At 67.8% G+C, this 13672-nt stretch carries 11 protein-coding genes and 1 pseudogene; 10 read left to right on the forward strand and 2 right to left on the reverse strand.

Features of this window, described 5'->3' with window-relative positions:
• Nucleotides 1–156: 156 nt before the first annotated feature.
• Both PZB75_RS26480 and PZB75_RS26485 read right to left on the reverse strand, forming a co-directional pair.
• A pseudogene (locus tag PZB75_RS26480) lies at nucleotides 157–1374 on the reverse strand (IS110 family transposase).
• 504 nt (nucleotides 1375–1878) lie between these two features.
• Nucleotides 1879–2601, reverse strand: coding sequence for a class I SAM-dependent methyltransferase (locus tag PZB75_RS26485; RefSeq protein WP_275537800.1), 723 nt, complete (start codon nucleotides 2599–2601; stop codon nucleotides 1879–1881).
• 702 nt (nucleotides 2602–3303) lie between these two features.
• On the opposite strand from PZB75_RS26485, the gene PZB75_RS26490 reads away from it, so the two are divergent.
• The 10 genes from PZB75_RS26490 to PZB75_RS26535 all read left to right on the forward strand — a co-directional run bounded on the left by PZB75_RS26490 (nucleotide 3304) and on the right by PZB75_RS26535 (nucleotide 13665).
• Nucleotides 3304–4656: an MFS transporter gene (locus tag PZB75_RS26490; RefSeq protein ID WP_275537801.1), complete on the forward strand. Its 1353-nt coding sequence runs from the start codon at nucleotides 3304–3306 to the stop codon at nucleotides 4654–4656.
• 44 nt (nucleotides 4657–4700) lie between these two features.
• A complete protein-coding gene (locus PZB75_RS26495; RefSeq protein ID WP_275537802.1) occupies nucleotides 4701–5513 on the forward strand; it encodes an NAD(P)-dependent oxidoreductase in 813 nt (270 codons plus the stop codon).
• Between the two features lie 71 nt (nucleotides 5514–5584).
• Nucleotides 5585–6502 (forward strand): hypothetical protein, encoded by a 918-nt coding sequence (locus tag PZB75_RS26500; protein ID WP_275537803.1) that lies wholly within the window; start codon nucleotides 5585–5587, stop codon nucleotides 6500–6502.
• Complete coding sequence (locus PZB75_RS26505; protein ID WP_275537804.1) at nucleotides 6499–7593, forward strand: GNAT family N-acetyltransferase; 1095 nt, start codon at nucleotides 6499–6501, stop codon at nucleotides 7591–7593. Before PZB75_RS26500 ends, PZB75_RS26505 begins: the two co-directional genes overlap by 4 nt.
• On the forward strand, nucleotides 7580–8506 hold the full coding sequence (locus PZB75_RS26510; protein ID WP_275537805.1) for a DegT/DnrJ/EryC1/StrS family aminotransferase: 927 nt from the start codon (nucleotides 7580–7582) through the stop codon (nucleotides 8504–8506). Before PZB75_RS26505 ends, PZB75_RS26510 begins: the two co-directional genes overlap by 14 nt.
• Nucleotides 8507–8513: 7 nt before the next feature.
• On the forward strand, nucleotides 8514–9680 hold the full coding sequence (locus PZB75_RS26515; protein WP_275537806.1) for an aminotransferase class I/II-fold pyridoxal phosphate-dependent enzyme: 1167 nt from the start codon (nucleotides 8514–8516) through the stop codon (nucleotides 9678–9680).
• 7 nt (nucleotides 9681–9687) lie between these two features.
• On the forward strand, nucleotides 9688–10851 hold the full coding sequence (locus PZB75_RS26520; protein WP_275537807.1) for a histidine phosphatase family protein: 1164 nt from the start codon (nucleotides 9688–9690) through the stop codon (nucleotides 10849–10851).
• Nucleotides 10848–11999, forward strand: a complete 1152-nt coding sequence (locus tag PZB75_RS26525) for a hypothetical protein (RefSeq protein WP_275537808.1) — start codon at nucleotides 10848–10850, stop codon at nucleotides 11997–11999. Before PZB75_RS26520 ends, PZB75_RS26525 begins: the two co-directional genes overlap by 4 nt.
• Entirely contained in the window at nucleotides 11996–12712 is a 717-nt protein-coding gene (locus PZB75_RS26530; protein WP_275537809.1) for a TIGR00730 family Rossman fold protein, read from the forward strand. Before PZB75_RS26525 ends, PZB75_RS26530 begins: the two co-directional genes overlap by 4 nt.
• Nucleotides 12709–13665, forward strand: a complete 957-nt coding sequence (locus PZB75_RS26535; RefSeq protein WP_275537810.1) for a glycosyltransferase — start codon at nucleotides 12709–12711, stop codon at nucleotides 13663–13665. The genes PZB75_RS26530 and PZB75_RS26535 overlap by 4 nt, the downstream gene beginning before the upstream one ends.
• The last annotated feature ends 7 nt before the right edge of the window (nucleotides 13666–13672 follow it).

Consider the following 13672-nt stretch of genomic DNA (forward strand, 5'->3'; position numbering starts at 1 on the left):
GGCGGTTTCACCGCCGCACCGAACGCCGGTCGAGATGTGGTTACTCAGCGCAGTCGCTGCGCTGAGTAACCACAGCGCCTGACATGCACGAGGGGTGCCTCCATGTCTTCCGTCAAGCATCCCTGTCGGGTTTGGGGTGGTTCGGTGTTGCTGGGGTCATGCGGCGAGTTCGACGTCCTTCGGTGTCCGGGGCTCGTAGAAGGTTCCGTCGCGGAGCATGGCGAACAGGACGCTGATGCGTTGGCGGGCGAGGCGGAGGAGGGCTTGGGTGTGGGTTTTGCCGCGGGCTCGTTGTTTGCCGTAGTAGGTGCGGGAGGCGGGGTCGGCGTTCATGCAGGCGAAGGCGGAGAGGAACATGGCGCGTTTGAGCTGCCGGTTTCCGCCTCGGGGTGCGTGTTCGCCGTGGATCGATGTGCCGGACGACTTCGTGGTGGGTGCGGGGCCGGCGTAGGAGGCGAGGTGGGCGGCGGTGGGGAAGCTGGTGCCGTCGCCGACGGTGGTCAGCAGGACTGCGGCGGTCCTGACGCCGACGCCGGGCATCGACGTCAGGACCGGGGAAAGAGGGTGCGCCTCCAGCAGGGTGCTGATCTGGGTTTCCAGGGCCCGGCGCTGTTCGTGGACGGTGCCCAGGGATGCGGCCAGGGTGGGGATGACGATGTCGAGGGTGCCGGTCCCCGGGGACGACGACGGTCTGCTCGTCGAGCGCGTCGAAGGCGTCGTCGATCAGCCGCTGGGCCATGCGCGGCGCCTTCGGCAGGATCAGTTCGACGAGTCTGCGGCGGCCGGCTTTGCGCAGTGCGGCCGGGGAGCCGTGGCGTTCCAGGAGCCAGGTGACGGCCTGGTGGTCCAGGCGGGGGCCGAGGACGCGTTCCAGGCTGGGGTGGAACTGGGTGAGCAGGCCGCGTATCCGGTTGCTGGTGCGGGTGGCCTCCGCGGCGAGGTCCTGGTCGAAGCCGACGAGGACCGTGAGTTCGGCGGTGATCTCGTCGGTCAGTTCCAGCGAGCGCAAGGTGTGGGGCAGGGTGCGGGCGGCGTCCGCGATCACGGTGGCGTCCTTGGCGTCGGTCTTGGCCTCGCCCGGGTAGAGGTCGGCGATCCGGCGCATCGCCAGACCGGGCAGGTAGGCGACCTGGCAGCCCGCGTCCCGGGCGACGGCCAGTGGCAGGGCGCCGATGGAGGCGGGCTGGTCCACGATCACCAGGGCGGTGCCGAACTTCGCGGTCGGCTTGTCGAAGACGGCCCGCAACTTCGGCTCGCTGTTGGGCAGCTGCTTGTCGAAGACCTTCTTCCCGGCCGGGTCAGCCCGTGCCCGTGATGGGCACTCTTGCCGACGTCCAGGCCCAGGAACACGCCCACATCTTCCGTGTCGAACATCATGCCCTTCCCACGGGCCGGCGACGCAGGCCTCGGCAGCGGTGTCGTACGCGCGCATCCACCTCCACCGTGGAGACGTCGGTCCTCTGTTCCGGAACACGGCCGGCCTTCCGGTCCGAATTCAACCACCGCATCGGCGACGGGAAGCCACGCACGATACGCAAACTCGCCCATCAGTCAGTCGAAATATGGCCCTCGAACACCCACAAAAACACAGCGATCCGTTTGCCCGGCTCAGCGAGAGTATTTAAGAATCACACCTATCCACCTAAAGGATCAGCTCGGGAATTCCGCTCCCTGGATGCGCGCAGACGTCCATGACGATTTATTGCACGGAGAGATATTTACCAACGCTCGACAGGAAAGGGGGGGATTCCGCCACTGACGCCGGCCCCGCCCTGTCGGTAAGGTCGACGAGACGGTCGCCTGGGGCAACAGGCTCGACGTCGACGACGAAGACGGCCGCGACGCCTCCTCCCTCGTTTGCCGGTCGACCTCAGAGGGTCAACCTCTGCGACGTCCGTGGTAGATGAGCCGGTGGGGGGATAGCTCGTCGCCATAGCCTCGATCAACCCGCGCGAGGTCGAAACCAGCTCGATCCAATGTGCCTTCCAGATCAAGCACGCGATGGTAAACCCACCGCTCGCTCACCTGAGTGAGGATCTCGCTTCCAGAACGAAAAACCTTGTCGATTACCACGTGATCGAACATCAGACAGTTGCGCTCCCACTCCTCCACTCTCACGTCTCCGGTCTCCGCGCACAGCTCCGCGAGACAGAGGTGCCAGTCGTGCTCCGCCCGTGTCTCGAAGTTTTGACTGACATCGATGTAGACGTGCCCACCCGGAGCGAGAACGCGGGCGGTCTCCTCAAGGGCCCGTTGGCGATCCTCGGCCGACAGCAGCAACTGCAGCGTCGAGTAGGGCATGACAGCGGCATCGTGGTGCCCGCGCAGGGGCAGGCGACGCATGTCTCCGCAGACCGGGAAGAGCCCCGGTGACTGGGGCATGCGTGCCAGCCGTTCCTCGCTCAGGTCCACCGCGGTCACTTGGTGTCGGGACCGGTTGGCGAGGGGCTCGGCCACCCGGCCGGTACCGGCACCGAGGACCACGACCCGCTCGTTCGGGCTGATGAGGTCGAGCCAGTACGAGACATCACGTTTCTGACGGTTCAGCCGGTGATCGTTGTGCCAGTCGTACAGCAGGGCTTCCCACTCGCCCGGTTTCACCGCGCAACCTCCCAGGGCCGGCCGAACCGAAATCGCAGACGGACAACCGGATCGCCGACCGCCGACGTCGGGGCGAAAGCCAATCCCATTTATGCGAGCAGGTCAACAACAACACCAACGGCCCCGTGCTCAACCGGCCATGCACCGGGTACCGGTTTTCCCGGATGAGACGAGTGGCCGTGGCGCTGGTTGACCGGCCCGCCAAGTATCGGCGTGAGGCGTTGTCCCCGGAGTCCGAGCGGGCTGGTTCTCAGGGATGGCGTAAAACTGTACCTTCCGACTGATGCTTGGTCCTGGGTCTCCGCACAGGCAGAACCACATCATCGCCGTAGCCCTTCTTCCGGCAGTACAGGAAGGAGATGGATCACCCGGCGCTTAATTCTCGCCAGTCGGACAACTTTAAAATTCCATCCGGCATACGCGCAGGCCCGATCCGTCGTTCACCCCGGAGCACGTCGTGTCATCCACGCCCTGCCGCCGTGCGGTCTGCGTGCCGTGGCCTGAACTCACCCGTACATCGCGTCATCGCACTTCTATTGATGCGGCCCGCCTCTTGAAGGCATTCGCGCATGTCGTCACAGTTCGTCGAACTGAAAGCCGCAGTGGAACATCAGCCAAACCGCCGCTCCCTCCCGCCCTCCCTTTCAGCCAAAGCCACGCTGCGGAGCATTCGCGCGACACGACTGGAGATATGAAAGGGAGATGGCATCGGCATGGGGCGACGGAGGCAAGGAGCGAATGGTCGAGACGTCCACGGAGGTGCGGACACGGTCCGAGATCTGGAAGGACTTCGAACCGTCGGAACGACGCGAGGTCGCCACGGTCGTCGTATCGACCTTGCAGAGCCAGAGCACCTCAGCACTGCTGCTCCTCCTGCTCTCCCTGCTCGCGCTCGACGTCACCGGGTCTCCCGCGAGCGTTCCGCTGGTCGTCGCGGCCGGCGCCCTTCCGGCACTGCTCCTCGTCCGGTGGGTTCGCAGCGTCAACCGGCTGCTGGACCACCGGTGGGTCATGCTGCTCTCGGACGTCGGTGCATTCACAGTCGCGCTGGTGCTGTATCTGCTGGTGCGCGGCGGCGGACTCCAGGCTTGGCACATCTATGTGGGCATGTTCCTGTTTTCCTCGTTCGGAGCCTTCTACCTGCCGGCCATGCGGGGCTGGGTCGCCGACCAGGCGGTCGGGCTGGAACAACTGACCTGGCTCAACGCGATGCTCTCCGTCTCCACCCAGGCGTCGGTCGTGGTCGGGTGGGCCCTCGGGGGCGCCTTGGCCTCGACAGTCGGAATCGCCGCGTCCCTCGTGATCTGTGCTCTGTCGTACGCGTTCGGTATCGGGCTGCAGTTCGTGGTGTTCGTGCTGGTCAACCGGGCCACTGTCCGCAAGGTCGCGAAGCACGGTGAGTCTTCCGGCGAGGCTGCGGAGGTCGGCCTCCGGGCCACCGCATCGCCGCAGGCGGATTCCGGTGCCTGGCGCAACGTGTTCTCCCCGCGCCTCCTGGGTCTGTTCACCGCCTCGCTGCTCCTGATGGAACTGACCCACACACTGGCGTTCAGTATGTTCGTTCCCCTCCTGACCGAGGGGGCACCGGACCGATCGTGGATCGCGGGCACGGCGAACGCCTGTTTCGCCCTCACGGCGATGGTCAGTGGTGTGTTGGCCTCCGGAGGAGCAGTCGGACGGTGGGCGCGTCGCCGGGCACCGCACATCGTCATCATGGGCTTCTGTGTCCAGGCGCTGTTCGGGCTCAGCGCCGGCCACGCGGTGCTGGCCATCGGCCTCTACGCGGTGGTCGGACTGCTCAGCGGCGGTGACGCCGCTCTGCAGAGCGAGGTCCAGGACCGTTGGCGACCGGTCGGCTCCGCCCAGGCATTCGCCCTGTTCGGCGCGGTGCAGGGACCGGCTCAGCTGATCGGTTCACTCGTCGTGGCGTTTCTCCTGCTGCACCTGCCCGTCACGGCTGTCTACGTCGGCACGATCCTGACGCTCGGTGTGGGCGCGGGACTGTTTCTCCTCCTGGCCAGGGTGCGGACTGCGAGCCCCGCTCCGGAAAGCTGACAACCCCTCGGGCAACTGTACGAAACCGATGAAAGGAACGTCCCGTGTCAGACATAGCCTTGTACGGCCTCGGTGAAATGGGCGCGGACATCGCGCGGTGCCTGTTGGGGCGCGAAGCAGTACTGCACGCCTACGACCCGGTCGCCGAAGTGGGTCTGAAGGCGCCGAACTACCACCGGCACACAACGGTCGAGGAGGCCGCCCGCGCAGCGTCCACGCATCTCGTGGTCGTGAAGCGGCTCCAGGACGTCGAGGCGCTACTCTTCGCCAACAGTGGATTGTGCGCGTCCGCTCCGCCGCGCTCCCTCGTGGTGTTGCACACCACGCTCACCCCCGACACCGTGCGGCAGTTACGCGAGCGCGTGAGCGGAACGTACGGCCATACTCTGCTCGACGCCGCGCTGAGTCGCCGCGGTGGCCCGGTCCGCGAGGGATCGCTGTCCCTGTTCGTCGGTGGCGAGGAGGCCGAGGTCGCGGCCGCGCGGCCGACTCTGGAGTTGTACTCCGACAACGTCGTGCACACCGGGCCGACCGGTGCCGGGATGACCGTGAAGCTCTGCAACAACTGGCTGCTCTACAGCAACCGGCACGCCGCGCTCCAGGCGATCAGAACCGGGCGGGAACTGGGCCTGGATCACGACGTGCTGCTGCAGGCGCTGACGTCGTCGACCGGATCGAGCTGGGCGCTGAACCACTACTCCGAGCTCGACGAGGCGATCGTCACCGGGCAGGGCGCACCGCCGGTGATGCGCGAGCGGACCACGTCCGAACTCCGGATGGCCCGGGACATGGCATCGACGACGGGCGAGGTACCCACAAGCCTTCAGGAGGCGTTCGCCTTGTTGGACGGGATGTAGACGACGCCATCGTTTCGGAGCCCGCTGTCGGCCGGTGCCAAGCGTCGGCCGGCCTGCTCGGAAAGGTGAAGATGTACAGCGATACCGTCTCTCGCGAAGAGCTGGCCGAGATCGTACGAACGCTCCCCGTCCATGTGTGGAACTCGCCTTCAGCGGCGGAGGTCTACGGACGCACGCTCAACATCGTGTGCCGCACCCGGCGTAGCAGCACGGCAGGCGTGTGGGTCTGTCCGCTGGACGAAGACGACGGCGGTCCGGCCGCGCGCCGGGCGTATCGGCTCCTGCCGTACGTCTCGCCGTGGACCGACCCGGCCCTGCACCCCGTCGACCGGCATCGCACGGTCGTCTCGATGGCCGCAGCAGTTATGGAGCGGGTGTACTCGATCGACCTGCCGATGGACCCGCGGTTCAGCGAGGTTGCCGCACTGGCCGAGCTGGGCGCCGAGGTGAGGTGCCGGCACACGCGCCTGCTTGCCCTGGACGGGGCCAAGGAACCTCGGCAGTCGTACGTGCCCACGGCACGCAATCACATACGCGCGGCGGCGCGGCGGCACAGCGTCGCCGGAGTGCCCCCGGAGGACTTCGACTTCTCCCGGGCCATCGTCGGACAGTCGGACGCGGCCGTCGCCGAGCGACGGCGGGCCGGCTTGAGGCTCAGCCGTGACCATCCTTGCCTCTGCCTCGCGGCGCTCGATCAGGGCGGTGTCTGCCGGGGTCAGGTGTTCGTCCTGGAATGTGACGACGCGGCGGTGCTGATGCACTCCTGGTTCGACCGCGAGGGAGCCCGCGGCGTGCCCAGCCTGCTGGTGGACGCGGCCGTCGAGGCTGCGGTTAGGGATCCGGGGATCAGCACGTTCGACTTCGAAGGAAGCGTGATCCCCAGCATCGACCATTTCATGACCGGCTTCGGAGCCCGGGCCTGCGCCTATCCGCACCTGCGGTGGCGTCGGGCGGGCGGACGGCCCGACGTTGCGGAGGAGTTCGGATGACAGCCCTCGGCCCGCCGCCGGGGCCCTTCCCCCACATCGGCTCCTCGCAGCACCGAACCGTTCACGCGCGACCGCACGGCGAGGGTGGGCCAGGCACCTGGATAGGTGGGTGGGAGGAGCTGACCGATGAACAGCAGCGGCGCTGGGAGGAGAGGTACGAGCAATTCGGCACCCGTATTCAGCAGTCTCCCGCTTACACGCGGGCGGTGGCCGCCTCCGGCCGGCGCGTGGTCGTGGTCCTGACGGAAGGCGCGGTCGCGGCTTTCACCCGCGACGGAGCCGTGTGCACCGCCATGTGCGACGACCAGCCACTTCTGGCGGACACTGTCCGCCTGGACCTACTGGCCGATCTGGTGTCGGACGTCCACCGTTTCACAGGTCTCGCGGTGTATCTCCCGTTGGTGGACGCCTCCTGTGCCGGAGTCCGGGCCTACGACGGGTTCGCCGTTTGGGAACGCCCGCCCAACTCCCTGGTCGACTGGTCCCTCGACGGCGAGGACCTGTGGCAGCGCGCCCTGAGCCGTGGCACGTCTCAACTGACCCGCAAACGCCGCTTGGTCGAGCGCGACGGGCTGACCCTGTGCTTCGGTCGGTGGGGGGCACGGGCGGCCGAGGACGTTCTGCGGGTGGACGACCGCTCGTGGAAGGCCGAGCGGGGGCAGAGCATGCGCATGCGAGCGGGCCAGGGCGAGCTCTACCGCCGGCTCGTCGAGACCGGCACGGTGACGGTGTCCTTCCTGAAGGATCACGGCCGGCCGGTCGCCTTCCGGATGGACGCACGGATCAAGGATCGAGTGATGTGCCTGAAGTGGTCCTACGACGAGTCCTACCGGCGCTACTCGCCCGGCCTGTACCTGCTGACCGAGGGATTGCGGAGAGAATGGGCCGGCCGCGGCATTTGCACGGTGGACCTGCACGGCAGCCCGGACGCGCTCAAGGACCTGATCCACAGCGATCGTCCCGCGCGGGTGGACCTCTGGTACGGCGACCCGCAACTGGGCGCTCGCCGGGCCGAGGAGCGCTTGGCCTTCGACGCGGGCGTGACCCGGACGCATGACCAGGGCAGGGGGCTGAGACATGCTTTCGGCTGACCATGCCGCCGGTGCGGCAGTCGCGGGGCTGCTGCGCCGGCTCGGGCAACCAGCGGCCGAGTTCACCGCATCCGGTTCGGCGGCACTCGAAGTCGCCCTCGACGTACTGGGAGCGGGTCCCGGCGACGAGGTGGTGGTACCCGATGTCGGTTGCCACTCGATCGCCGCCGCCGTCGTGCGCGTAGGCGCGGTACCGGTGTTCGTGGGGGTGGGAGAGGAACTGACCCTCAGCTCCGGCGACGTGTCCGCGGCCTGCACGGACCGTACCCGCGCCGTCGTCGCAGCGCACCAGTACGGGCTGCCGTGCGACGTGCGGGGCATTGTGGACGCGGTGCCGCCGGACGTCACGGTGATCGAAGACGTGGCACAAACCTGGGGCTCTTCCGTGCGGGGGGTCCCGGCCGGCGCCACCGGGGCCTTCGCGGTCATCTCGTTCGGCCCGTCCAAACCCGTCTCGCTGGGCGCGGGCGGTGCTCTCCTGGGCCCGGCCGAGAAGGTGGAAGGCACGGTCTCGCGCGGCAACAACACCGACCGCCACCTGCCTCGTCCTCCCTCACCGGCTCGGTTCCCGGCCCCTCTGTTCGACCTGCTGCCGCAGGCCCTGGACCGTGCCGATCTGCGGCTGGCGCAGCGCATGGAGGCCGTCGCGCGCTTCACGAGCAGCTCTCTGTCCGCGCACTTCCGCCTGCCACCCCTGCCGGACCACTCCACTGCGGGCTGGACCCGGATGCCGCTCTACCCGCGCCCCTCGGCCACGGGCGACCACGTCGAGCTGATCAAGGCGGCCTTCGGCTCCGTACAGCCGATGCACACGCTGCCGCCGTCCTCGCTGCCCATGTTCCGGACGAGTGGCAAGCGCATCGTGCGCGGCGGCCACAGGTCCACGGAACCTCTCCTTGTGAAGATTGGATGAGCCCGCTATGACGACGATCAACCCCCATCAGTTCTTCGACCTGTCGCGCGAGGATCCCGACTCCCTCACACACTTCCGTTCCGTACTGAACGACGGTCAGCTCTTCCGCTACGTCGAGGGGGACCGCGAGTCGGCGAACACGCTCATCGAGCGCTATCTCGCCACCTACCTGTACAAGGAAGCGGCGGTGGCGGTGGCCAACGGCACCGTGGGACTGCGGTTGGCGCTCCGCGCGGTCGGGGTCGGGCCGGGTGACCGAGTGCTGGTCAGCGCGTACTCCTTCATCGCCTGTGCCATGGCCATTGCCGCAGTCGGCGCCGTGCCCGTACCGCTGGACATGGACACGGCCCTCACCGCTGACACAGCGGTCCTGGAGTCACCCGGCGGTCCCGTCGCAGCTGTGATGATCGTCCATGTGCAGGGTCACGCCGTGCCCGTGGGGCGGATACGCGCGCTCTGTGACCAACTGGGCGTGCCCTTGATCGAGGACGCCTGCCAGGGACTGGGCGCCCGGTCCTCGGACGGCCTGGCGGGACAGCTTGCCGACATCGCGGTGACCAGCTTTCAGCAGTCCAAGCAGATCGCGTCCGGTGAGGGCGGCCTGGTGGCTGGCCGCGCCGAGGTGGTCGAGCGCGTCTATCGCATGGCCGATCTCGGCGCGGTACGGCACGAAGGTGGGCTCCCCGACTGGGACGACGAGCGCGCGATCGTCGGCGACAACCTGCGCATGACCGAGATGCAGGCGGCCCTCGTCATGGACCAGGCGAATGCGTTGGAGGACACCCTGGCACGTCAGCGCCGCCACCGTGTTCATCTGCGGGAGGCCATCGGCAGCGACGTACCCGTCCTCGACAGTGACATGCCGGAGGGGGATGCCGGTTCGCACACTCTGTTCGAAGCGCTGAGTGAGTCCGATGCCAGGGACTTCTGCGCCGCACTCGCCTCCCGCAACGTGCTCGCACGGACGGTCTGGAAGAAGACGTACCTCGATTACGGTCTCTTTCGGCGGAACGCACCGAGTGGACTGTTCTCCGACGCCCGGCCCAAGAAGGCCATCGCGCTGGCGCCCAGGATCCTCAGCGTTCCCACCTCGAAGTACCTGACGGAGTCCGCCGTCGAAGCGATGGCAGAGGCCATCGTGTTAAACCGTCACCATCTGGCAAGTGAAAGGTAATACGGTCATGAACCGCATCGCGCTGCTGCTGCGCGGTCTGCCCAACTCGGGCAAGACAACCACAGCCGCTCTCCTGCGCAACAAGCTCACCCCCGCCGTCCGGATCTCCAACGACTCGGTCCGCTACATGGCGCAGCCCAGGGACTTCAGCGCCTTCACCATCGAGGCGTCCGAACTCGGCTGTCTGGACCTTGCGATTTCCTACCTCGACAGCGGGTTCACACCGGTGATCGACGGTGTGTTCGAGGACACCGACTTCCTGGATGCCCAGCAGCTGCGCTTTCGAAGGAAGGGACTGCGTCTGGTGACGGTCACTCTGACGGGTGGCCTCGACGACCTCATGGACCGCAACTCGTCCCGTGACCCGCTGGCCCGCATGGACGAGGACAGGATGCGCGAGCTGCACGCACAGTTCCGCCCCGGTGGCCTGCTGCTGGACATCGACGGGAAGCAGCCCGAAGAGGTGGCGGACGACGTTCTGGACCTCCTCGCGCTGACGTCACAGGACGAGGAGGTGGCCGCCGCCGCGATTGATGCGGATGTGCTGTTCCTGCGCCACGGTGCTCCGGACTACCCGCAGGGCGTGTATCCCGATCCGTACGGGATGGGACTGTCCGCGCGCGGACGGGACGAGGCCAGGGCGGCACGGCACGCCGTGAAAAGGTTCGTGCCGCACGTGGTGTACACCTCGGACTTCCTGCGCGCCGAGGAGACCGCCATGCTCGCGGCCGGCTCGCTGGGTCTCGACATCCGCCGCGACGCAGCGCTGCGCGAGCGCGTTTTCCACACGCTCACCGGAACCGAACTCGCCGAGGTACGGATCTTGCTCGGCGAGGAGGCGGACCGGGTCCTGAACGGCAACAGCGATTTCTGCGAGCACGGGGACGAAGAAGCCTACGAGCAGGCCCGGGAGCGCGTGCTCACCTTCTTCGGGAAGCTGGCCGCGCTGCACGCTGGGCAGCGGGTGCTCGTGGTGGGCCACGGCGGGCCCCACGCGTGGCTGATGGAGAAGGCACTCGGCGTCCAGATGCGGGGAATGCGCCGTATGCGATGGGACACCGGCCACTTCTCCCGCTTCCGCGTCGGACCGGACACGGTCTCGGTGGACTTCATGAACCGCTCCCCGGAGGACATCGCTCACAGCTTGCGTCCCGTCAAGGAGGAGCCATGACCTCACCGATCCGCCGCCGGCCCCCTTGCATAGCCGTCGTGGCAACGCCCTTCGGCTTCGGGCCGGCGTCGAAGGCGTACAGCATCGGTCAGGTCCTGGCCCAGGACCACGGCATGGACGTCCGGTACTACGGAGCGGACTCCGCGCTGGACTTCTTCCGCGCCCAGCGCGGCCTGCGCTCCCAGCACCTCGACCCCCGAACGCTGCGCGACGACTCGTCGGTGCTCGAGGCGGCCGACGCCGTGGTCAACGTTCTCGCCCCGGAGCTGATCGCTTCACCCGCGCTGGCCGCCTCGACGTACTACGTGGACAGCCTCGGCTTCATGTGGCAGCGGGCCGACATCCCCGAGGACAGCCCGCTGCAGCAGGTGCGGGCCTACTTCGCGCAGGACCTCTTCGGCAGCGCGGCCAATCTCGCCGGGCTGGGCCTGCCCGGGGTCACTCCGGTCTCCGGAATCGTGGCGCCGACGGCCCCGCCGCCGTCCGCCGGTGCCCGACCAACGGGCCGGACGCGGGCCCTGGTCCAGCTCGGAGGCCTCAGCAACCCGGCCGGGCACGATTCGGCCCACGTGTACCTGGCGCTGGCGGAGCGTCTGCTCGCTGCGGTGCGGGACGACTCGTACGACGTCAGTGTCGCCATGAACAGCGCGAACGGTGCGTTCTCGCTGACCGCGGCCGGTCCGGTGCGGCACCTGTCCAGGGACGGGTTCCGGGCCGCTCTGGGCGTCTGCGACGTGGTGCTCAGCTCACCGGGCATGACCACCCTGATCGAGGTGTCCCAGGCGAACCTGCCCTACGTGCCGCTGCCCCCGCAGAACTGGAGCCAGGTCCTCATCTCCCGGCACATGGCAGCACGATCGGGACATGCCCTCTGGCCGTTCCTCATCGGCCCCTATGAAGCGATCGACGCGCGGGCGCGCGAGGAGGAGAAGGCCGCGGCGGTACGGGAGGTGAACCGCCGACTCACCGCCGACACCGGATACATCGCGCACTTCGCACAACTGGCGCGACACGCGGTGCATGACCCCGAAACGCCAGATGTGGGCGCCCCTTTCGAAGGTGCCTGGGAGGTGGCCGACGCTGTGGCGGCCGATCTGGACAGCAGAAGCGACTCCTACGAGCTTTCCATGAAAGAGAGCGAGCGATGACCGAGCACACCCAGGGCGCACTTCTCACCACGTTGCAGTCGATCGCACGTGAAGTGGAAGGCGCACGCGCATGGAGCGAGACCTCGCGTGCGCTGGCAGAGGAGGCGCGCGTAGCCACCGTGTTCGGCTCTGCACGGGCCGCACGTGGTCGGCCCGGCTACGAAATGGCCCGTGAGTTAGGCGTGGCGCTCACAGACCTCGGCTGGATGACGGTGACAGGCGGTGGTCCGGGGATCATGCAGGCAGTGCGTGACGGCAGCGGCGAGACCTCCTCGCGCGCGGTCCGTGTCGAGATCGCGGGCGAGGAGCCGGAAACCGTGCTCGACCCCGACCGGTCCATCACCGTCGGCACCTTCGCTCTGCGCAAGCTGCTGATGACTCACGACATCGACGCGCTGTTCGTCTTCCCCGGAGGGGTCGGCACCTTCGACGAGCTCTACGAGGTGCTGGTTCACCACGACACGGACCGGCTCAGCCGCTTCCCGATCGTCCTTATGCAGCCCCGGGGCGACCGGTTGTGGGACGCCTGGCTGAACTTCATGGAGGAGCACCTGGTGAGCAGCGGCCTGGTCAGTCCCTCCGTCATGAAGGGACTGATCGTGGCGCAGTCGGTCGAACAAGCTCTGGCGGCCGTGGAGGAAGGCCCCCCACCGGCGTCGGGCGAGCACGGACACGGCGCGACACGTGCCGACGCGGAACGGCGCTCCGCATGAGGTCCCTCACCGAGGCGCCACGGCCAGGAACGGACGCCGAACGACCCGCGCGGGTCAGCGTCCTCATCCCCGCCTACAACACCCGTACCACACTGCGGGCTTGCCTGCTGTCACTGACCCACCAGACACAGCGAACGCCGTACACGTATGAGGTGATCGTCGTCGACGACGGATCCTCGGACGGCACGAAGGACATGATCGCGGGTTTCCCCGGCCGCCTTGACCTGCACTACACCTACGAGCAGAGGTCCCCGGCCTCCGGGCGGGCCCGAGCGCGCAACATCGGGCTGGCCATGGCGACCGGCGACATCGTCGTCACGCTCGACGCGGACCAGGTAGTGGCGCCGGACTTCCTGGACGAGCATGTCCGGGCCCACGCCGCCGGTCCCGATCTGCTGGTCGTCGGCGGCAGGCTCCAACTGGACGAGGGGGATATCGACCAAGAGGCTCTGGCGGAGAGGTTCGATCTCTCGTCGCTGCCCGAGGTGGTGCGCGGTGACGAGCGAGACCGCGTCTTCCGGAGCCTCGGTTGTGAGCTGGCGGACATGGAAACCGCATGGCACTACCCGTGGACCTGCAACGTCTCCGTGCGGCGTGACCGTCTGATCGCCGTGGGCGGTTTCGACGAGTCGTTCACGGGATGGGGGTTGGAGGACGCCGAGTTGGGCTACCGACTCGTGAAGGACGGCGTCCGGATGCACTACACGACAGGAGCCGCCGTCTACCACGAACACCGGCTTCCGGTCACCGCCGACCAGTACCGTCAGTGGCGGCGGAACCTGGAAAAGTTCATCCGTAAACACCCGGATCCGGTCGTGCGGCTCCAGGAGATGTTCGCACCCGCCATCGACCCGGACACGCTCACCGAAGAGGACTGGGTCGACACCGCCGTTCGGTTCGAACACGCGGCCCGCGCGCTCACCGGTCCTGACCGACCGCTGCCCGTCCACTGAGCCTGCC

Origin of the sequence: Streptomyces sp. AM 4-1-1, assembly GCF_029167625.1 — a bacterium.
Classification (GTDB): domain Bacteria; phylum Actinomycetota; class Actinomycetes; order Streptomycetales; family Streptomycetaceae; genus Streptomyces.

What these genes read in the sequence shown, in the direction of transcription:
- PZB75_RS26525 (WP_275537808.1), top strand. Translation starts at nt 10,848, where the DNA reads ATGACCTCACCGATCCGCCGCCGGCCCCCTTGCATAGCCGTCGTGGCA.
- PZB75_RS26530 (WP_275537809.1), top strand. Translation starts at nt 11,996, where the DNA reads ATGACCGAGCACACCCAGGGCGCACTTCTCACCACGTTGCAGTCGATC.
- PZB75_RS26505 (WP_275537804.1), top strand. Translation starts at nt 6,499, where the DNA reads ATGACAGCCCTCGGCCCGCCGCCGGGGCCCTTCCCCCACATCGGCTCC.
- PZB75_RS26515 (WP_275537806.1), top strand. Translation starts at nt 8,514, where the DNA reads ATGACGACGATCAACCCCCATCAGTTCTTCGACCTGTCGCGCGAGGAT.
- PZB75_RS26510 (WP_275537805.1), top strand. Translation starts at nt 7,580, where the DNA reads ATGCTTTCGGCTGACCATGCCGCCGGTGCGGCAGTCGCGGGGCTGCTG.
- PZB75_RS26500 (WP_275537803.1), top strand. Translation starts at nt 5,585, where the DNA reads ATGTACAGCGATACCGTCTCTCGCGAAGAGCTGGCCGAGATCGTACGA.
- PZB75_RS26490 (WP_275537801.1), top strand. Translation starts at nt 3,304, where the DNA reads ATGGCATCGGCATGGGGCGACGGAGGCAAGGAGCGAATGGTCGAGACG.
- PZB75_RS26520 (WP_275537807.1), top strand. Translation starts at nt 9,688, where the DNA reads ATGAACCGCATCGCGCTGCTGCTGCGCGGTCTGCCCAACTCGGGCAAG.
- PZB75_RS26535 (WP_275537810.1), top strand. Translation starts at nt 12,709, where the DNA reads ATGAGGTCCCTCACCGAGGCGCCACGGCCAGGAACGGACGCCGAACGA.